Origin of the sequence: Chryseobacterium aahli, from assembly GCF_022699665.1 — a bacterium.
Taxonomy (GTDB): Bacteria; Bacteroidota; Bacteroidia; order Flavobacteriales; family Weeksellaceae; genus Chryseobacterium; species Chryseobacterium aahli.
Genome location: NZ_JALDNB010000009.1, coordinates 87,365 through 108,305, shown reverse-complemented (window position 1 = coordinate 108,305; position 20,941 = coordinate 87,365). Strand labels below are relative to the sequence as shown.

At 35.4% G+C, this 20,941-nt stretch carries 19 protein-coding genes; 6 read left to right on the top strand and 13 right to left on the bottom strand.

Annotation, left to right across the window (positions count from 1 at the left end; all coding sequences use genetic code 11):
• Positions 1-138 precede the first annotated feature (138 nt).
• Together recR and MQX03_RS14705 are read left to right on the top strand one after the other, a co-directional pair.
• Positions 139-750 carry a recombination mediator RecR gene (gene recR / locus MQX03_RS14710; RefSeq protein ID WP_129536255.1) on the top strand — a complete coding sequence of 204 codons (612 nt, stop codon included), beginning with the start codon at positions 139-141 and terminating at the stop codon, positions 748-750.
• A 1-nt stretch (position 751) separates the two neighbouring features.
• Complete coding sequence (locus tag MQX03_RS14705) at positions 752-1,591, top strand: glycosyltransferase family 2 protein (protein ID WP_242803957.1); 840 nt, start codon at positions 752-754, stop codon at positions 1,589-1,591.
• A gap of 49 nt (positions 1,592-1,640) precedes the next feature.
• On the opposite strand, the gene secG is transcribed toward MQX03_RS14705, so the two are convergent.
• The 3 genes from secG to MQX03_RS14690 form a co-directional block, all read right to left on the bottom strand.
• Positions 1,641-1,991: a preprotein translocase subunit SecG gene (gene secG / locus MQX03_RS14700; protein WP_242803956.1), complete on the bottom strand. Its 351-nt coding sequence runs from the start codon at positions 1,989-1,991 to the stop codon at positions 1,641-1,643.
• A gap of 123 nt (positions 1,992-2,114) precedes the next feature.
• Positions 2,115-4,160, bottom strand: a complete 2,046-nt coding sequence (locus MQX03_RS14695) for a M16 family metallopeptidase (RefSeq protein ID WP_242803955.1) — start codon at positions 4,158-4,160, stop codon at positions 2,115-2,117.
• Positions 4,161-4,212: 52 nt separating this feature from the next.
• Entirely contained in the window at positions 4,213-5,526 is a 1,314-nt protein-coding gene (locus MQX03_RS14690; protein ID WP_129536259.1) for a M16 family metallopeptidase, read from the bottom strand.
• A 160-nt stretch (positions 5,527-5,686) separates the two neighbouring features.
• Here MQX03_RS14690 and MQX03_RS14685 point away from each other — a divergent pair, with 160 nt between their 5' ends.
• The 3 genes from MQX03_RS14685 to MQX03_RS14675 all read left to right on the top strand — a co-directional run bounded on the left by MQX03_RS14685 (position 5,687) and on the right by MQX03_RS14675 (position 10,414).
• Positions 5,687-7,555, top strand: coding sequence for a PAS domain-containing protein (locus MQX03_RS14685; RefSeq protein ID WP_242803954.1), 1,869 nt, complete (start codon positions 5,687-5,689; stop codon positions 7,553-7,555).
• Positions 7,548-7,916, top strand: a complete 369-nt coding sequence (locus MQX03_RS14680; protein ID WP_229983845.1) for a response regulator transcription factor — start codon at positions 7,548-7,550, stop codon at positions 7,914-7,916. Before MQX03_RS14685 ends, MQX03_RS14680 begins: the two co-directional genes overlap by 8 nt.
• 167 nt (positions 7,917-8,083) lie before the next feature.
• Positions 8,084-10,414: an ATP-dependent helicase gene (locus MQX03_RS14675; protein ID WP_242803953.1), complete on the top strand. Its 2,331-nt coding sequence runs from the start codon at positions 8,084-8,086 to the stop codon at positions 10,412-10,414.
• Positions 10,415-10,531: 117 nt separating this feature from the next.
• Here MQX03_RS14675 and MQX03_RS14670 read toward each other — a convergent pair whose 3' ends face one another.
• From MQX03_RS14670 to MQX03_RS14655, 4 genes are all read right to left on the bottom strand, one after another.
• Positions 10,532-12,373 (bottom strand): carbon starvation CstA family protein, encoded by a 1,842-nt coding sequence (locus MQX03_RS14670; RefSeq protein ID WP_242803952.1) that lies wholly within the window; start codon positions 12,371-12,373, stop codon positions 10,532-10,534.
• Positions 12,374-12,613: 240 nt separating this feature from the next.
• Complete coding sequence (locus tag MQX03_RS14665) at positions 12,614-13,612, bottom strand: alpha/beta hydrolase (protein WP_242803951.1); 999 nt, start codon at positions 13,610-13,612, stop codon at positions 12,614-12,616.
• Between the two features lie 20 nt (positions 13,613-13,632).
• On the bottom strand, positions 13,633-14,016 hold the full coding sequence (locus MQX03_RS14660; protein ID WP_242803950.1) for a DUF3037 domain-containing protein: 384 nt from the start codon (positions 14,014-14,016) through the stop codon (positions 13,633-13,635).
• On the bottom strand, positions 14,003-14,776 hold the full coding sequence (locus tag MQX03_RS14655) for a HipA family kinase (RefSeq protein ID WP_242803949.1): 774 nt from the start codon (positions 14,774-14,776) through the stop codon (positions 14,003-14,005). The genes MQX03_RS14660 and MQX03_RS14655 overlap by 14 nt, the downstream gene beginning before the upstream one ends.
• Positions 14,777-14,976: 200 nt before the next feature.
• Between MQX03_RS14655 and MQX03_RS14650 the strand changes: the two genes are divergently transcribed.
• Positions 14,977-15,825: an alpha/beta hydrolase family protein gene (locus MQX03_RS14650; protein WP_242803948.1), complete on the top strand. Its 849-nt coding sequence runs from the start codon at positions 14,977-14,979 to the stop codon at positions 15,823-15,825.
• Between the two features lie 40 nt (positions 15,826-15,865).
• Here MQX03_RS14650 and MQX03_RS14645 read toward each other — a convergent pair whose 3' ends face one another.
• The 6 genes from MQX03_RS14645 to hppD all read right to left on the bottom strand — a co-directional run bounded on the left by MQX03_RS14645 (position 15,866) and on the right by hppD (position 20,869).
• Complete coding sequence (locus tag MQX03_RS14645; protein WP_242803947.1) at positions 15,866-16,474, bottom strand: hypothetical protein; 609 nt, start codon at positions 16,472-16,474, stop codon at positions 15,866-15,868.
• 18 nt (positions 16,475-16,492) lie between these two features.
• Positions 16,493-17,314, bottom strand: a complete 822-nt coding sequence (locus tag MQX03_RS14640; RefSeq protein WP_242803945.1) for a flavin reductase family protein — start codon at positions 17,312-17,314, stop codon at positions 16,493-16,495.
• Positions 17,315-17,398: 84 nt separating this feature from the next.
• Positions 17,399-17,728: a GxxExxY protein gene (locus MQX03_RS14635; RefSeq protein WP_242803943.1), complete on the bottom strand. Its 330-nt coding sequence runs from the start codon at positions 17,726-17,728 to the stop codon at positions 17,399-17,401.
• Positions 17,729-17,908: 180 nt separating this feature from the next.
• The gene (gene fahA / locus MQX03_RS14630) at positions 17,909-19,156 is read right to left on the bottom strand and encodes a fumarylacetoacetase (protein ID WP_242803941.1); all 1,248 of its coding nucleotides are present in this window, start codon (positions 19,154-19,156) and stop codon (positions 17,909-17,911) included.
• A 48-nt stretch (positions 19,157-19,204) separates the two neighbouring features.
• Positions 19,205-19,669: a hypothetical protein gene (locus MQX03_RS14625; protein WP_242803940.1), complete on the bottom strand. Its 465-nt coding sequence runs from the start codon at positions 19,667-19,669 to the stop codon at positions 19,205-19,207.
• A gap of 69 nt (positions 19,670-19,738) precedes the next feature.
• Positions 19,739-20,869, bottom strand: coding sequence for a 4-hydroxyphenylpyruvate dioxygenase (gene hppD / locus MQX03_RS14620; protein WP_129536271.1), 1,131 nt, complete (start codon positions 20,867-20,869; stop codon positions 19,739-19,741).
• Positions 20,870-20,941: the final 72 nt, after the last annotated feature.

The following is a 20,941-nucleotide window of genomic DNA, read 5'->3' as shown; positions in this document are numbered from 1 at the left end:
TAATGGTTTTTTCAGATTTTTAAATGATTAGTTGACAATTATGACTTGGATGAAAAATTGAATTTTAATTCATGAAAAATCATATTAATTGACTGTTTACTATTCAAATTTTACAACTATAATTCTTATTTTTGTCTTATGGATTATCCAAGTAAAGTATTGGCAAAAGCGGTTGAGGAAATTTCCGGACTTCCAGGTATTGGGAAGAAAACCGCCTTGCGTCTTGCGCTTCATTTACTTAAACAACCTAATTCCAGAGCGACAAGTTTAGGAACTTCAATCATCAATTTGGTGAATGAAATTAAATACTGTAAAGAATGTCATAACTTTTCAGATTTTGATATTTGCGAAATCTGCAGCAATGAAAAACGCAGTGATGAACTGATTTGCATTGTAGAAGATGTAAGAGACGTTATTGCCATCGAAAATACCGGAAAATACAGAGGGAAATACCTGATTCTTGGCGGAAAAATCTCTCCAATGGAAGGCGTTGGGCCTCATCAGTTGAATATTCCGAGTATTGAAAAGAAATTGCAGCAAGGTCAGGCTAAAGAATTTATTTTTGCTTTGAGTGCTACGATGGAAGGTGATACGACGGCTTACTATATTTATAAGAAATTCAAAAACTCAGGCATTCAGTTTTCAAGTATTGCGAGAGGAATTTCCGTAGGAGATGAATTGGAATATGCTGATGAAATTTCTTTGGGACGATCAATCATTAACCGACTTCCATATAACGAAAAGGATTAAAATGACTAAAAAGCTTTCAATCATTATCGTTAATTATAATGTGACTCAACTTCTGAGAAACTGTCTCCTTTCTATTGAAAAATATGCGGAAGACGTCGATTATGAAGTTATTGTGATTGATAACAAATCTACCGATAGTTCTTGGGGCGACCTCATCCCTGAATTTCCAAAGGTGAAATTTATTGCTTCAGAAAAGAATGAAGGTTTTGCCATTGCGAATAATAAAGCAATCAAAACTGCCGAAGGAGAATATCTTTTGATTTTAAATCCGGATACCGAACTAGAAGGTTTTTATTTAAATGAAATTTTAAATTTTGCTGATTCTAAAACTGCTTTCGGATGTTTGGGAGTGAGAATGCACGATGCCAACGGAAATTTTCTTCCGGAAAGTAAACGTTCGGTTCCAGATATGTTCAATTCTTTTGAAAAACTGTTTACCGGCTTTAAAAAGAAAAATTCAAAATCCTATTATCGAAATGATGTAGATGAATTTGAAATTGCTGAAGTAGAGGTAATCACCGGAGCATTTTTTTTAACTAAAAAAGAAGTTTACGAAAGAGTAGGAGGCTTGGACGAAAAGTATTTTATGTATGGCGAAGACATTGATTTGTGCTACACTTTATTAAAGAACGGATTTAAAAACTATTACTACGGAAAAGCATCTATCCTTCATTACAAAGGCGAAAGCACAATAAAAGATGAGGCTTATCTCGAAAGATTTTACGGCGCCATGCAGATATTTATTGATAAATATTACAGAGAGAGCAAACCTTTGCAATATTCATTTCTGAAAGCGGGATTAAAATTAAGACACAAAATAGAGCTCATTAAACTCAAATAAAAAAGCAACTCAATTTGAGTTGCTTTTGTTTTATCTTAAAAATAATTTCTTATTTAGTTGCCGGAGTACTTACCGGAGCTGTAGTTTTAGAAGTTGGAGTTGTTTTATTAGCCGGTACTTCAGTTTTAGTAGGAGCTGTAGGTATAACCGGAGCTGTTTGTTTAGGTTTCCCTGTAACAACAACGCTGATTAAGATAAGAACGATGATTACCGCTCCTAAAGTCCAAGTTGACTTTTCCATAAAGTCGTTAGTTCTCTGTACTCCGAACTGTGCAGAAGATGCACCTCCGAATGTACTTGAAAGACCGCCCCCTTTAGGGTTTTGAGCCATGACAACGATTACCAATAAAATGCTGGCAATCATAATAAGAACCATCAATAGTGTAAATATAGTATCCATTAATTCTAATATCTTTTTGAATGGGCAAATTTAATGTTTTTTTACAGAACCGCAAAATAAAGATTTCACTAAAAACAAAAAGCGGCAACAATTGTCACCGCTTTTTTAATAATATCTATGATCTTATTTGAAATCAGTGTCTTTTGCCTGATTAATATCGTAAGATTTTACTTTCATAACCATCTCCATTCCCATCTGGCTTGCAGTAATTGTATAAGGCATTTTCACACCAGATACTTCTTTGTAATCACCAAATGTTGTTGGAACTGTCATTTCCTGGCCTTGAGCTTTTACAGTTTCAGTTTCACCGGTTTTTAGACCTGTTTTTACGCTGTAAAAATATGCTTTGTCAGCAGTTTTGATTGCGTAAGAATCCTCACCGTTTATTTTTTCAATTCCTGCCAATTTGTAATCTGCAGATTTAGCAAAACCTAATTCTTCGAAAAGTTCAGTGTTTTTCAAGTTATCAGCAATCTCCTCTTTGGTCATTTCAACTTTTTGTCCCATCTGTTCAGAATAACCTGTTTTACCATCAAAAACTTGTTTTTGAACTGTCATTCCTCCAGCTGTTACCATCGTTAATTCTTTACCACCTTGTGCTTTTACAATTTTAAAGTCAATATTCTGACCCTGCATCGACATTGAAGCATTTGTAGTGTAAGAAGTGATTTTAGCAAGATTAGCTTTTCCACCGATAGCAGTGATGTATTTGTCTACAACAGAAGCTACTGTTACGTTGGCGTCAACTTTTTGAGCAACTGGTTTTGCAACAGGGTTAGCGTTTGCATCAAAATATTTTACAGGATATCCTAATTTCTCCAATCCTTCAGAAATATCAGACGCTTTACCAGCGATGAAAATTCTGCTTTGGTTGGGTAAAATATTCGCTTTTACGGCATTTGAAACATCAGCAGCAGTTACTTTATCGATTGACTTCAGATAGTTGGTATAGAAATCTGCAGGAAGATTGTTTACCTTTTGGTTTACGGCAAATCTTGCGATTGTTGCAGGTTGCTCAAGAGCCATGATGAAACTTCCTTTCAATTTAGCTTTAGCGTTAGCCAATTCTTCAGGTTTTACCGTAGAGATTCCATTGAGTTCATTCATGAATTCTTTAACGGCCTTATCTGTAACTTCATTTCTTACGCTTGCTTCAGCTGAAAAATCAGGAGAATATTTGCTTGCCGTCATGCTTGAGTATGCACCATACGTAAAACCGTTTTTCTCACGAAGGTTCATGAAAAGTCTGGCTTCACCACCACCACCAAGGATGTAGTTGGCAATTGTTGCAGGAAAGTAATTAGGATCGCTCATCTTCAATGAAGTAAGGTTTCCTACAGAAACTACAGACTGCACAGCAGAAGGTACGTCTACCACGTTGATTTCAGTTTTAGCAACATTCGTAGCTGGTTCAAGAGCTGCAAATTTAGTATCTGCTTTTTTCCAGTTATTGAATGCTTTTTCAACCAAAGGTTTGATCTGATCTAGTTTCACATCACCTACGATTACCAAATAAGCATTGTCTGGAGCGTAGTATTTTTTGTAAACGTTTTGTACGTCTGCCAATGTGATTTTTTTGATAGATTCTTCTGTCTCAAATTCACCTCTGGAAGTGTTTTTTCCGTAAGCCAATGCATTAGAAACTCTTGAAGCAATAGAAGAAGCATTTTTCTCTTCAGATTTTAATCCTTCGATGGTTCTTTGTTTTGCAGTTTCAATTTCGTCTGCAGAGAATTTAGGATTAATGATGGCATCAGACATCAAAGTCAATACCTGCGGGAAATACTTTGAAAGAGAATTTGCAGAAGCTCCTGCAGAAGAGAAGTTTAAGCTTGCTCCTAGGTAATCTATTTTCTTGTTAAATTCGTCTTTGCTCAATGTGGTTGTTCCATTATCAAGCTGGCTTGCCATGATTTCGCTTACCCCTGCGATGTTCCCTTCGAAGTAAGGTTGTCTGTCCATAGAAAGACTCATGTTTACTCTTGGCAGTTTGTTGTTTTCAACTACCATTACTGTTAAACCGTTCTTTAATTGGAAAGTTTTTGGCTGAGCAATGTTGATTGCAGGTGTAGGACCTGCTTTTGGCATTGCATTAAGATCAATTTTTTGCGCAGAAAGCATTCCTGTGAATAAAAATGCTACTGCTATATAGGTTAATTGCTTTTTCATTTGTAAAAATTTAATTGTAATCATTCTTTTAAAACGTAAGGTCTAAAAGAGATTATTTTTTTTCAGGTACGTAATTGATGATTACTCTTTGGTTAGAATTAAGATACTTTTTAGCAGCATTTTGCAAATCTTGCTTCGTAATAGATTTGTAAATATCTATTTCTTTGTTGATTAAATTGGTATCTCCCATCAAAACGTGGCTTGTCGCCAATGAAGAAGCAATCCCCTGAATACTAGAATTGGTATTCACAAACTGATTCTCATATTGGTTTTGAAGTTTTTGATAATCTTCGTCAGAAATCAAAGTAGTCTGTACTTTTTTAATTTCAGCATCGATGTCATTCTGTAAAACCTGCTTCGTTGTAGCTCCCATCGGGATTGCGAAAAATGCAAATACACTGTAATCTTCCATACCTTGGTTGAAAGCCGCTACCTGAAGTGCTTTTTTATCCTGATCTACCAATTTTTTGTATAAAACTGAAGATTTACCATTACTTAAATAAGAAGAAAGCATATCTAAAACATAAGCATCTCTTTCTTTGTTGCTTGGCGTTCTGTAAGCAAAAATATACGCAGGAAGCTGAATGTTTGCATCAGTCGCAGTAACTTCTTTTTCCTTTGTGATAGGCTCGTCTTTAGGGAAGTTTTTAGGGGTTACTTCTCCTTTAGGGATGCTTCCGTAATATTCAAGAATCCATTTTTTAGTCTGTTCAGGCTTGATGTCTCCGGCAACGACTAAGGTAGCGTTGTTTGGAACATAATATTTTTTATAGAAAGCCTTGAACTCGTCTAGTTTTGCACCGTTCAAATCTTCAATAGAACCAATTACAGATCCGTGGTACGGGTGATTGGTGAAAAGATTCTGCTGAATGGTGTTGAAAAGATTTCCATAAGGGGAATTATCCATTCTTAATCTTTTCTCTTCTTTTACAACCTCTCTCTGAGTATCTACACCAATTTGGTTAATTTCTGCATGACGCAATCTTTCAGCTTCCATCCAAAGACCCAATTGTTCATTGTTTGAAGGAAAAGTTTCGTAATAATACGTTCTGTCCATGCTCGTGTTAGCATTGTTTTGTCCTCCGTTTGAAGATACGATTTTAAACCATTCTCCTCTTTTGATGTTTGGAGTTCCTTCAAATAAAAGGTGCTCAAAAAAGTGTGCAAAACCTGTTCTTCCTTTTATCTCGTCTTTACCACCAACGTGATACATTACCGCTGTAGTAACTACGGGAGCCGTATTATCTTGATGAAGGATTACGTGCATACCGTTTGGTAAATCATACTCTTCGAATTTGATTTGTTGTGCATTCAGCATTACTCCAAAAAAAGCAGCAGCTGCAACACTAAGAAGTCGTTTTTTCATAAATAGAAATTGTTTTGTCAATGAGTGCCAAAAATACATGAATTGTTACAAATTTTTAATAAAATTTTGTAGTTTTAAAAGTTAGAATATAGATTTGACTGAAATCATATAAATTTCATCATATAAAAATTAAATTTGAAGCTTATTAAGGCTATCCTCCATGAAAAATTTTCTAGAACAAAATGTTTCACCGGAATCATTGATTACACTCTTTAGCCAGGCTCCGGTTGCAATGTGTTTGCTGGTTGGTGATGATTTGATTATACAAAATGCCAATCCGCAGATTTTAGAATTGTGGGGACGAGATTCATCAGTTATTGGTATGCCGTTGTTTGATGCTTTGCCAGAAGTTAAATCTCAGGGCTTTGTAGAGATCTTTGATAATGTATATAGAAAAGGAGAGGTGTTTAATGGAAACAAGCTGCCTATTTTCTTAGAAAAATTCGGAAATTTGGAAGAGCATTTTTTTGATTTTATCTATTCTCCAGTTTTCAACGACGAAAAAAAGGTAATCGGAGTAAGTGTTGTCGCAACAGAAGTGACTGATCAGGTAATCTCGAAAAGAAAATTAAAAGAAAGTGAGTACAGATTTGAAGATTTGATTAAAAATTCAGATTATTCCACGGCAATTTATCGTTCAGATGAATTATACATAGAATTAGCGAATGATTTAATGCTGAAAACCTGGGGAAAAGACGCTTCTGTGATTGGGATGAAGTTGGAAGATGCCTTGCCTGAACTGGAAGGTCAGCCTTTTATTGGTATTCTCAAAAATATTTTTAAAACAGGAATTGCCTACACGGCAACTGAAGATCGGGTAGATTTAGTTGTAGATGGAAAACTTCAGACGTATTATTTTAATTTTTCTTACAAACCACTAAAAAATGCTAATGGTGAAGTGTACGCCATTCACAATATGGCAGTTGATGTTACAGATTTGGTGATTGCACGTGAAGAAATTCAGAAAAGGGAAGAGCGATTCAGGGATTTAGCAGATTCGATGCCGCAATTTGTCTGGACTTGTGATAAAGACGGCAAAATGACCTACATGAACGAAAACTGGTACAGATACACAGGTTTTGATAAAAATGAAGATCCTGCAGAGGGAGTAAAAAGGATTATTAAGCCTGAGGTTTATGAGCAGGTAGAGGTAGTCTGGGAAGAAAGCTTGAAAACCGGAAATTCTTTTGAAATGGAATATCAGTTTTTAGATCCTGATAACCCTGAAGTTTATAGGTGGTTTTTAGGAAGAGCAGCTCCCGCTTTTGATGAAAATGGTGATATCAAACAATGGATCGGTACATTTACCGATATCGATGATTTCAAACAACTGCAGACCCAAAAAGATAATTTCCTTGGAATTGCCAGCCACGAGCTGAAAACTCCCTTAACAAGTTTGAAAATTTACACTCAGTTTATTGAGAAAAATCTCGTTAAAAAAGATGATTTGAAAAATGCTGAAGTCGCCAGAAAAATGGATGGTCAAATCGATTTACTGACTGTTTTAATTAGCGATTTGCTTGATGTCACCAAAATACAGAACGGTAAAATACAGCTGAATGAATCTGAGTTTGATTTTGACCAGCTCACTGAAGAAATTGTTGCCGAGCAGCAAATGACCTCAAGACACAAAATTATTCTACATCCTTCTAAAATAGGAAATATCTACGCAGACCGTCACCGAATTTCTCAGGTGATGAGTAATCTGATCAGCAATGCTATAAAATATTCTCCTGATGCAGATCAGGTAATCGTTTCCACAAAATTAAAAGATAATAAAGTTATTTACAGTGTGAAAGATTTCGGTATTGGTATTCCATCAGATAAACACAAGAAAGTTTTTGAGCAATATTATAGAGTGAGCGGTTCAAAAGAGCATACTTTTCCGGGACTCGGGCTGGGACTTTATATTTCTTCTGAGATTATTAAAAGGTCTGGTGGTCGCATTTTCTTAGCATCAACAGAAGGAAAAGGGTCTGATTTTTGCTTCGAAATCCCCAAAAGTAAAAACGTACAACAAAATGCCTAACGCAACAAAAGTTTTAGTGGTAGATGACAGTCCTGCAATCGTAGATTCAATAGAAATGATGCTTGATTTTGAAGGATTTGAGATTGAAAAATTTTATAAGGGCTCAGATATGCTGAAGACATTGAATGCAGATTCTAAACCCAATGTGATTTTAATGGATATGTGGCTTTCTGGTGAAGACGGGAGAGATATCTGCAAAGAAATAAAAGCAGATGAAAATTTAAAAGACATTCCTGTTCTTATTATGTCAGCGAGCCGTGGTTTAGAGCAGTCCGCTTTAGATGCGGGAGCAGATGCTTTTATCGCAAAGCCTTTTGATTTAGGTGATATGGTAGACAGACTGAAAACTTACGCTAAATAATTGAATGCTAAAATAGATAATCAATCAGCAGAATTTTATTTTGCTGATTTTTTTTATTTAAATTTTTAAAGAAATTTTACTGAAATTCAAATTCTGAACATTTAAATTCATAATTTGTATTCTCCTTTTAATACACTAATTTTGTGTTCCCAAATTTTTTTTGCTGTATGGATTATCTGAAAGGACTCAACGAATCACAATATGAAGCCGTTACCACTTTACAAGGACCTCTGATGGTGCTTGCAGGAGCAGGTTCCGGAAAAACGCGTGTGCTTACGATGCGTATTGCCCATTTGATTACCAATGGAGTAGATCCCTTCAATATTCTGGCGTTGACATTTACCAATAAAGCGGCAAAGGAAATGAAAGAACGTATCGCCAAAGTGGTTGGCCAAAGCAATGCAAGAAGTCTTTGGATGGGAACTTTTCACTCGGTTTTTGCAAGAATTCTGAGAAGTGAAGCACATTATTTGGGTTATCCTTCGAACTTTACGATTTACGATCAACAAGACGCTTTAAATGTCATCAGAAAAGTGTTGAAAGACATGAATATTGATGCCGATCTATACAAACCTAAAAAAGTTCAGTCAAGAATTTCGAATTATAAAAATAATCTGATTACTGTAAAAGCATATTACAACAATCCAGAATTAATGGAAGCTGACGAAAAAGCCAACATGAAATTTATTGGAAAGATTTACGAGAAATATGTAGAAGCTTGTTATAAAAACGGTTCAATGGATTTTGATGATTTATTGTTGAAAACCAATGAGCTTTTAACAAGATTTCCGGAAGTTTTAGCAAAATATCAGGACAGATTCAGATATATTTTGGTGGATGAGTACCAAGATACAAACCACTCGCAGTATTTAATTGTTAAAGCTTTAGCTTCAAAATTTGAAAATATCTGCGTTGTGGGAGACGATGCACAGTCGATTTACTCTTTCCGTGGTGCGAATATTTATAATATTTTAAATTTCAAAAAAGACTATCCGTATGCTGTGACGGTTTCTTTGGAACAGAATTATCGTTCGACACAAAATATCGTGAATGCGGCGAATGCAGTGATTGCTAAAAACTTGCAGCAGTTTAAGAAAAATGTTTTTAGTGAAAATGAAGAGGGGGAAAAAATCAAGGTTTACCGTTCGCTTTCCGATGCTGATGAGGCCAATTTCGTAGCCGGAAATATTTGGGAACTGAGTAACAGAGAACAGAAAAAATTTAGTGATTTTGCGATTTTATACCGTACCAACTCTCAGACAAGAGCTTTTGAAGACTCTTTAAGAAGAAAAAATATTCCCTATAAAGTGTATGGAGGTTTGTCTTTCTACCAAAGGAAAGAGGTAAAAGATTTGATCGGTTATCTACGTCTTTTGGTCAACGAAAATGATTCTGAAGCCTTAATGAGAATCATCAATTATCCTACAAGAGGAATTGGTGAAACGACTCAGAATAAATTAATTGTTTTTGCAGATTCGCAAAATCTTCCGGTGTCAAAAGTTTTAGACAATCTCGGAATATATGCGCCACAGCTGAAATTCAACAATGGAGTTCTAACAAAGCTGAGTGATTTCTGGTCCATGATCAAAGCATTTCAGGTTTTGCTTAAAACTGAGACGGCATACAGCGTTGCAATGGAAGTGGCAAAGCGAAGCGGTTTGATTAAATTTTTAAAAGACGATCAGACTCCCGAAGGAATTTCCCGTGTAGAAAACGTGCAGGAATTAATGAACTCGATGCAGGGTTTTATCGAAGAACAACAGCAAATCGAGGATGGAGATCCGAGTTTACCGAATTTCCTTGAAAATATTGCACTTTCTGCCGATACTCAAAGGAAAGATGATAATGAAGACATGGTTTCTCTGATGACCATTCACCTTTCAAAAGGTCTGGAATTTCCAGTTGTTCATTTGGTAGGTTTGGAAGAAAATCTATTTCCGAGTTTCATGAGTTCGGCAACCCGCGAAGATTTAGAAGAAGAAAGACGTTTGTTCTATGTTGCGTTGACAAGAGCTGAAAAACAGGCATTTTTCTCGTATGCAGTTTCTCGTTTTCAATGGGGGAAAATTACCGATGCCGAACCTTCAAGATTTTTGAGTGAAGTGGATGAAGAATATATTGAGTTTTTAAATCCGGCCATCGAAAAGAGATTTATAAACAATGCAGGGATTACGTCCAATATTTTTGATGAACATCCTTCAGAAATGAGAAGCTTTAAAAAAGTAGAAAAGAAGACCATCTCTAAAAGCGAAAATGATAAACCTATTGCTGAACCAAGAAAACTAAAACCTGTAGCCACAGCAAAAATCATTAATCCAAGCGGTGCTTCTTCGCAGGATATTGAGGTTGGTGACAAAGTGAGACATGACCGTTTCGGAATTGGTGAAGTGAAATTCCTGGATGGAACCGATCCTCAGAATATCAAAGCAAAAGTGGTTTTCTTACACGAAGGTGAGAAGAACTTGATTTTGAAATATGCTAAGCTGACTAAAATTTAAATCAATACTTTGAACAGCAAATGAATTAATTAAGAATACTATTTATCATATTGAAATAATAAAGGCGCAATACTCATTGCGCCTTTAAATTTTTGGTTCTATTGTTTTAAGACATAATTATCTCTCTACCAATTCCTTCACTGTCTCTCCATAGAAATCAGTGTGTGAAGTTTTAACTTGAAGCAGCTGGTACCATTTTCTAAAAGCACCAACGAAAACAATCAGCATCAACACCATTGCCACAACCGCTAAAGTCGCCAATAAATACTGCTGTTTTGGAATGTAAATATCCATCACCTGAATGTAGCCTGCCCAAAATGTAATAATCGCCATAAAAACTCCCGGAATTGCAGAGCAAAGCGCATATTTTCCTCGATTGAGACGAATAAGCATTGTTGTACAGACAATTAATCCACAAGCGGCGAGCAACTGATTACTGATTCCGAAGAGTGGCCAGATACTGCTTACGTTTCCGGTGAAAACCAGGTACCCCCAAGCAAATGTAAAGAGCAAACTGCTGATGATAATTCCAGGCGTCCAGTTTTTATCATTAAATTTAGGAATCACAGAACCCAACATTTCCTGTAGAAAGAATCTTCCGACACGAGTTCCTGCATCAATGGCTGTTAAAATAAACACCGCTTCAAACATAATCGCAAAGTTGTACCAATACGCCATCAGCTGATCCATATATGGGATTTTATTGAAAATATGCGCCATCCCGACAGCCAGAGAAACGGCACCTCCGGTTCTTCCATGCAAATCAATCCCTATTCGTTCTGAGAAATAATCGATGTCAACGCCATGTAAGTTCGGATGTGTTGCCAGAAAAGCATCATAAGTATCTTTTGGGGTGTTAATCGCAAAATAATCTCCCGGCATCAAAGTACAGGCGGCAATTAGAGCCATTAATGCCACGAAACCTTCTACAAGCATCGCTCCATAACCTACAAAAAGAATTTCTTTTTCTCTGTTCAACATTTTTGGAGTTGTACCTGTTGCGATTACGGCATGAAATCCTGAAATCGCTCCACACGCAATGACAATGAAGATAAATGGTAAAACAGGACCACCAATAACAGGACCGCCACCATTAATAAATTCAGTTAAAGCAGGCATTTGAATCGTAGGATGAATCACAATTACACCGATAGCCAACATGATAATCGTTCCGATTTTTAAATAAGTGGAAAGGTAATCTCTCGGTACCAAAAGCAGCCAAACCGGAAGTACGGAAGCCAAAAATCCATATAATGGAATTGCTATCGAAATCGTGGTGATGTCCCATGTAAACATATTATTCATCGTTTCATTCTGCATCAAACTATGTCCTCCGATAATTCCTGCAATTAACAGAACTCCACCCAAGATACTTGCAAAAGTCACTGAGTTTTTTCTGTAACGCATGATTAATCCCATGATAATTGCAATCGGCATAGTGATGACTACGGTAAATAATGACCATGAAGCTTCGTGCATCGCATTGATACAGGCTAATGACAATCCTGCCAACGTTAAAATTAAGATAAATAAAATCGCAAAACCTGCGACAGTTCCGGTAGTTTTACCAATTTCTTTGGATGCGATGGTGGCCAAACTTTGCCCTTTATGTCTTACCGATGCAAAAAGTACAACCATATCATGAACTCCGCCTCCCAAAACACAGCCGATCAAAATCCAGATGGCACCTGGAAGATAACCAAATTGCGCTGCCAAAACAGGTCCTACTAATGGCCCTGCCGCGGCAATTGCTGCAAAGTGATGCCCGAAGAGCACGTTTTTATTGGTTGCGACGTAATCTTTTCCATCTGCAAATTCGACTGCCGGGGTTGTGTTTTTGTCATTTAGACGAAGAACTTTGTTCGCTAAATAAATTCCGTAAAAACGGTAAGCAATTGCAAAGATGAGGAGTGATGTGAACACCAAGGTCAGTGCATTAATTCCATTTAGAAATTCCATGTCATTTCGGTTTTATATGAGTAAATAATTAGGGTTTTTGCTTAATTATTGTTAATAATGTAAGCATTTGGCCAAGGTACTTATTTTCAATATAAAATGAATGAATATGTATATCAATTTAGCAAATTTCTATATTGTGTTTAATGTTGTTTAATTTAAATGAATGATTTACAAGTATTTAATTATTGCTTCTTTTTGAGAAAAAAGACGTTATTTGTAATTTTAATTATATTTGAAATTCTACTTGGTTTGAGACACAATAAAATTAACCATCGCATTATTAAGCTCGTCCTGATAGGCTTTGTCAGTGTCTTTAAAACCATGATTTCCTTTGTGAACAATAATAAGTTCGTGCCTAGTTTTAGTTTTATCCAGCATCTTATTTAGCCTTTTTGAATGTCTGATTGGGGCAATTTTATCTTTGTTACCGTGTAATATCAATGTAGGAACTGTATTTTGCGTGTAGTAAAGTGGTGAAATGGTTTTGCAGGCTTCAATGACTTTTTTTCTTTCAGTATTAACGTCATATCCAGTCATTCCTTTTGCGATTTTCGTTCTTATATCGATGATTTTTTTTGAAATTAAACCAACGATAAATAACAAAGGTTTTGGAGCTCTGGTGTGAAGAAGGCGGTTCATATCAGTCGGTCCGAAATTATCAACTACATAATTTACTTTTCCTGAATATTTCGAAAGTTCCTGATCTCCTACAAATTCGTTGTCAGGAGTATAAGCGGAAAGCAGCGAAAGATGAGCTCCCGCAGAAACGCCCCAATAGCCAATGTTTTCTGCATCAAAACCGTATTGATCTGCATTTTTTCTCACCCATCTTACTGCATCTTTAGAATCTTCAATTGGACCGGGAAAGTGAACCTCATCACTTACCAAACGGTAATTGACACTTAAAACTGCATAGTTTTTCTCTGTTAGCTTTAAAATCGTTTGTTCAATATAATTATCCGGAGCTATGACTTTATCTCCCAGAGCCCATGCGCCGCCGTGCAGAAAAATAACAACCGGCAATTTTTCCTTGGCTGAATTTTTCGGTCTGTACATATCCAATTGTAGATTCTTGCCTTCACCATCTTTTTTGTAAGTAATATTTTCAGAAACGGCAGTTTTATCCTGAAGTAAAGTGCTTTTTGATGTTTGCGCAAATAGTGTTGCTGAGAAAAAGAAAATAAAAAACAGGTTTAGAAAAAACCTGCTGATATTGGTATTGTTAATCGCTGAATTCATAAATAAATTGTTGAGGTATGTTATTTTACTAGCTCCTCAAAAAGTTTACCAAAAGTAATTTCCAGATCTTTAGATTTTCCGGGATGGGGTCTGGAAGTTTGTACCACAGCACTTCTCACAGCGGTCAACCAACGGAATCTGTCGGGAATATCAAGACTTGCAATTGGATCGCCATCCTTTTTTCCTTCCGCAATATTTTTAAAACTTTCGAGATTTTTGATGATGTCGTCGTAATCAAGCTTGCTTTTGATCAGCTTAAATTTATCCGGACAGAGGTAAAACTCAACTTTAATAAATTTCTCTCTTTTCGAAAACATCACCAATCCAATATTGAAAAATTCTTCTCTTTCAACCTTTGGCACCAGGCGTATAACGGCGTATTCGTATATTTTATCCTCTTGCATTTTTGGCTTCGTTTACAAAGATTTGAGAATTTTCTAAGCGTGTTTTCAGGAAGTTGAAATAGACTTCACGTATTTCATCCGGACTTTCTTCAGCGTCGTCCCAATGCAGCCAATCTTGCGGAATTAAATTAACAATCTCTCTGAAAAGATTTTCATTTAAAACTTCATGCGCAAACTTTTCAGCTTCATCCAATTTTGTTGCTTGAGGAAGCAAAACATGATCTTTTACATATTTAAAAGGAGTTTTCGCAGCGGTGTCAAAATTCTGCCACGAATGATGGAAGTAAAACGATGCACCATTATCAATTACCCAAAGTTCCTTATGCCACATCAAAAGATTGGTATTCTTGAAAGTACGGTCGATATTGGTAATAAACGCATCCAGCCAGACAATTTTTGAAGCTAAAAGCGGATCAACTTTAATACTTGAATCAAACGCAATCGATTCTGAAAGATAATGTAAACCTAAATTTAAGCCTTCAGAGTTCTTTAGTAAATCCTGAATTTCTTCATCGGCTTCCGTTCTTCCGAAATCGACATGGAGATTCGCAAAAACGAGTTCCGGAATTTTTAAACCTAAAGCTTCTGTGATTTTTCCGCCCAAAAGTTCTGAAATCAACATTTTCACGCCATGACCTGCACCACGGAATTTTAAAACATATTTAAAATCATCATCAGCCTCCGCCAAAGCAGGAAGCGAACCACCCTCCCGGAGCGGAAGAATATAGCGCTGTACGGTAACCGTTCTTAAATCCAACATAACGCAAAAATAAGATTTTTACTTTGTGTTTAATTCTAATTGTACTATTTTTAAGTAAAAATCAATTTAAAGTAATTATAAAGTCAGATTTTTTTAAAATACAAATACAGTTTGTCCTTCCGTAGAAATCTAAATAATGGTAATTTGAAACATAATATTTATATTATGGATTGACAAAAAAATATCAGATACAAAACAATATGAAGATCACAAAAAACCTCAATATACACATCTCAAATCCAGAAACCAAAGATTTTTTTGCCGACGCATATTATCCCGAAACAGAAAATAAACTTCCCTTAGTTATTTTCGTTCACGGCTACAAAGGCTATAAAGATTGGGGCGCATGGGATTTGATGGCTGAGAAATTTGCTAAAGCTGGTTTTTTCTTTGTTAAATTTAATTTTTCGCACAACGGAACCACCATTGAAAATCCTCATAGCTTCGACGATTTAGAAGCATTTGGAAATAATAATTATTCAAAAGAACTTTCAGATTTGGATTTTGTAATTAATTATTTTTCAAAAGATCCAAAAGTTGATGACCAAAAAATAATTTTGATCGGACATAGTCGTGGTGGTGGAATTTCAATTATTAAAACTTGCGAAGATATTAGAATCAACGGATTGATTACATTGGCAAGTGTCGATAATCTCGAACGTTTTCCAAAAGATGAAGCTTTTGAACACTGGAAAAATGAAGGAGTTTATTATGTTGAAAATGGAAGAACAAAACAGCAGATGCCACATTTTTATCAATTTTATGAAGATTTTGCTAATGATCCGCATCGCTTCGATGTAGAACGTTCCATGGAAATGGCAAAAGCTCATGTTTTGATTATTCATGGTACTTCAGACGAAGGTGTAAATATGAAAAATGCTGAACATCTTCACATTTTAAACCCTAATACTGAATTGTTTTTAGTTGAAAATGGCAATCATGTTTTCGGTTCAAAAGAACCTTGGGAAGAAGAGAATTTGCCTGAAGATTTAAATAAAGTTGTCGAAAAATGTATTGAATTTATCAATGATAAAATTGTGAATGAATAAATAAAAAAGACAGCTTTACGTAAGCTGTCTTTATGTATATTTAAAGAGAAGTGTCAGTTTTTATGGCATTTTTCCTTACCGATTTTATTAAACTTCTGAAATTTTTCATTGTCATCATTTCGGTACTAGGAGTGAAAATAGTCACCTTCTGATCTTTATCTACGCCAACTTCTGAATATGCTTTGAAAGAATATATTTTTTTCAACGATTTAATATCGTAAATATCCATCATCGCAAAAGTTTCGTTGGTTTTGTACTGGCTCTGCATTCCGATAGTATTGTCTAATGCATTTCGAACTTTAAACGTATAAACATTTACCAGATAATTGTAATCAGAACTGTTTTTTAGTACTTCAAGATCTTCTGTTTGTGGATCAGATGGAATATGATTTTGAATCAGATTTTCAGATTTTGCAGTTTTCAGATCGGTAGCTTTTCCGCCACTCATTTCATTAAACAATTGCACAACTTCTTTATTCATCAATTCTCGGTGTTGCGAATTGACATCGGTATTGATGTTGTTAATCAGCCACTTTTTATCTTTTGAAAACACCAAAGATTTACTGTAAATACCATAATCTTTTCTTACAGGGTAATAACAAGATTGTAAGATGATTACAGCAAAAAGTAATAAAATAATATTTTTCATCAATGTACGTATGTCAATTTATTTAACTAAAATTTTCCAAGCCTCATCAATCTTACTTTCGAGCAAAAGTTTCTGTGCTTCCAGATGAATATTTTCATCCTCATGACAATTTTCTGAAGGCAAAACTTCTACATTGGCGAGCATTCCCAAATCGTTTCCTGTAAAGACTTTGCTGTATTTTATAGCATCCGGGAGAAGATCAAAACCAATTCCTTTTGTTACCAAAGGTTTTGGAACTTCAAAAAGATTGTTTTCATTATTTCTTGAATACCAATTTCCGCCCAGACGAGCAACCATGTCTAATTTTGCCTGATCTAAATTTCCTTCTTCGTTCAGGTATTCTTCTCTTATGTGAATTTTTTTAACCTCACAAATAACCAAATTTCCTGCGCCGCCTTGATCTCCTAAAGATTTTATTTCTAAAACTTTACATTCAAAGTTTACGGGACATTCTTCAATTAATTTAGGCTGAACTAAATCAGCATCTTTCATCGTCAAACCAGATTTGATGAACTCATTGACGCCATCTCCATATTCTGTCGATGCTAAAGAAATTTGCTGTACGATTGGGAAATTTACTGTTCCGATAACCACTTCTGGTACTTCTAGAACATTTTCTAAAGTATGTTTCGTGGTATTATCCCGAACTCTTCTCGATGGTGAAAAAATCAAAATCGGAGGAACGGTACTGAACATATTAAAAAAACTAAAAGGCGATAGATTGCTATTACCGTCTTTGTCAACTGTAGAAGCTAATGCAATCGGTCGTGGTGAGACGGCGGTCTGCATTATTGTCTGTAGTTGAACTGACGATATTTCTGATGGGATGAGTGTTTTCATTTTTTTATATCTTAACACTTAAGTTATTTTAAGTATTATAATTGCGTATATTAAGTGCACTTAAGTTTTGAAAATCTGCGATTTTCATCCTTTCGGAAGTTCTTTAAATAGTTTTGAAGCAAAAGATTCATAACCTTCATGATAAAGATTTATTACATTGAAGTTTACTAAAATTGATCTTGGTACTTTAAGTAAATTCATGTAATTCATTGTCTGTGCTTTATGAATTGGATGAATCTCTGAAACCGATTTTAATTCTAAAACAATTAAATCTTCAATTAAAAAATCACATTTCAATTTACAATTTACTTTCTCACCCTTGTATGAAAATGGTATTTCAAGTTCACTTTTGTATTTTAAACCTACTAAATTAAATTCTTTTTCTAAACATTGATGATATACTTCTTCATACAAACCGGGACCTGCCAATTTATGAACTTCAATACAAGCTCCAACAACTTTATAAGAATGTCATTGATGAGTTTTTGTGTAATCATGTTTAAAAAAGAAAATCAGAGATTTTCAAAAACTAAAGTGAACTTAAAATATTCATTGCCTTTTAACTTAAAAATACTTAAGTGTTTAAAATTAAATCTATTTAGTCGGAATAATTTTACCAGAAACTTCTCCGAAACCTACTCTCATACCATCTTTTTCTGCCCAAGCTTTCATGGTCACAGTATCGTTATCTTCAATGAATTTTCTTTCTTGTCCGTTGCTTAATGTGATTGGGTTTTGTCCTCTCCAAGTCAATTCAAGCATAGAGCCGTATGATTTTGGGTCGTTTCCTGAGATGGTTCCACTTGCGTAGATATCTCCAACTTCCAAATTACAGCCGTTTACCGTATGATGAGCCAATTGCTGCGTCATATTCCAGTACATGTATTTGTAGTTGCTTTCTGAAATCAGGTTTTCTTCACCGTTTTCAGGTTGGATATACACTTCAAGATTGATATCATAATTTTTATCTCCTTCAAATTTTAAATAATCCAAAACTTCAGGATCTTGCGTTGGAGAAGTAGTTCTGAATGGTTCCAAAGCTTCCAAAGTTACGACCCATGGAGAAATTGATGAACCGAAATTTTTAGCCAAAAACGGTCCTAGCGGAACATATTCCCAAGATTGGATATCTCTAGCTGACCAGTCGTTGAAAATCACCATTCCGAAGATGGCATTTTCAGCATCTTTTGTAGATACGCTTTCTCCCATTTCAGTATTTTGGTTGATGATGAAAGCCATTTCCAATTCAAAATCTAACTGTTTGCAAGGTCCGAAAACAGGTTTGTCTGCGTCGGCAGGTTTCATCTGGCCTTTTGGACGGTTAATCTCAGTTCCTGAAACGACGATCGATGAAGCTCTTCCGTGATAACCTACCGGTAAATGCTTCCAGTTTGGTAGCAATGCGTTTGCTGGGTCACGGAACATTTTTCCAACATTTGTTGCGTGTTCGATGCTGCTGTAAAAATCTGTGTAGTTTGGAATATGAATCGGCATGATCATTTTTACCTGATCCAAATCGTAGAATGCATCTTCAATGGTTTTTTCATCTTTAGATAAAATCGAACCTTCTTGTAATAATTCCTGAATTCTTAAACGAACAGCGTTGGTTACAGGTTTTCCTAATTCGATGAATTCATTTAAAGTATATGCTTCGAAAACATTGTCGTCTAAACCTGCGATTTCTTCAAAATAAGAAAGGTCGTATAAAAGGGCAAGATCAACAACTTGGTCGCCGATTCTTGTACAACAGGCGATAAATTCTTTGTTAAACACTGCAACTCCGAAAGGAATATTATGTATTGAAAAGTCTGAATTTGAATTATACTCTACAAATGATTTCATAATGTGATAGTTTGATTTAGATTTTAAAGTAATCTTTTTTGAAAGTTATTATTTTGATTTTTTGGTATAAGATTCTTCATCAATCCATCGGTCTCTCGAATTGATGTCGATTAGATAGATAATTTCTTTCTGCTTGGTTAAAAGAAGTGTTTTGGAAACCGGAATCGGGATCTTTTTGTTCTCAAGTTTATCAGCTCTTAAAGAAATGATGTTCTTTTTTCTGATGATATCTCCGGAAAAAACATTTGATGTACTTTGTCCGGTCGCTTTATCGTCAAACATTTCAACGTACGTCGCATCTTTCCCTTTGATAATGATAAAACTTCTTTCTGTATGGTCTGGGAAATCTTTGATGAGAACAAATTTTTTATTCTCTACGCTTACGTTTTCAAGATGTTGATTAATGCCTCTTCTTTCCTCCAAAACGGTTAGAATTTTATCTAATGCTGCGTAATTTTGAGCCTTAGATAAAAGACTGATGAAAAATAATGTACAGATGAATAATTTTCTCATGAGTTTGTGTTTATAAAAAAGTTTTGTCAAGATCTGCATCCTGACAAAACTCTATATTTTATTTTAAAATTAAAGATTACCTCTTTTTTCCTGCTCTCTTTCTAAAGCTTCGAAAAGTGCTTTGAAGTTACCTGCACCAAAGCTTTGTGCACCATGTCTTTCAATGATTTCGAAGAAAAGGGTAGGGCGGTCTTCTACAGGTTTGGTGAAGATTTGTAATAAATAACCTTCCTCATCATGGTCAATTAAAATACCTAAATCCTGAAGTTTTTTAAGATCCTCATCAATGTGGCCAACTCTCTCAGGAACCATGTTGTAATATGCTTCCGGTGGAGCAGAAAGGAATTCTACACCTCTCTTTTTAAGTTCGGTAACCGTGTGAATAATATCTTTTGTTGCAACTGCGATGTGTTGTACGCCTTCTCCTTCATAGAAATCAAGATATTCTTCAACCTGAGATTTTTTCTTTCCTTCAGCAGGTTCATTGATTGGGAATTTGGCAAAACCGTTTCCGTTTGACATTACTTTAGACATCAATGCAGAATATTCTGTGTTGATTTGTTTGTCGTCAAATGAAAGAATGTTCACAAATCCCATTACTTTCTCGTACCACTCAACAGTTGGGATCATTCTGTCCCAATCTACGTTTCCTACGCAATGGTCAACATATAATAATCCTGCTTCTTCAGGTTTGTAATCGCTTTCCCATTTTTGATAACCAGGCATGAAAGGTCCTGTATAGTTTTTTCTTTCGATAAACATATGAACAGTTTCTCCGTACGTGTAAATTCCGGACATTTTTACTTCACCATGCTCATCTGTCAAAGTTACTGGCTCTAAATAAGGTTTTCCACCTCTTTTTGTAGTTTCTTCAAATGCAGAATAAGCATCGTCTACCCAAAGTGCCAAGATTTTCACTCCATCGCCGTGTTTTTTTACGTGTTCGCTAACTGGCGAGTCAGATTTTAGACCTGTTGTAAGGATTAATCTGATTTTCCCCTGCTGAAGAACATAAGATGCGCGATCTCTTACTCCGGTTTCAGGACCTGCGTAAGCAACTGACTGAAAACCAAATGCTGTCTTATAATAATGAGCGGCCTGTTTAGCGTTTCCTACATAAAACTCAATGTAATCTGTGCCATTTATTGGCAAAAAATTCTCAGCCTGAGCAATTTTTTCGGCAAATGTAAGTGTTGACATATTTTCTATTTTTACTTTTATTTAATGGATTGCAAATTACAAAATTCTTGTAAATAATTAAAAACATTATTG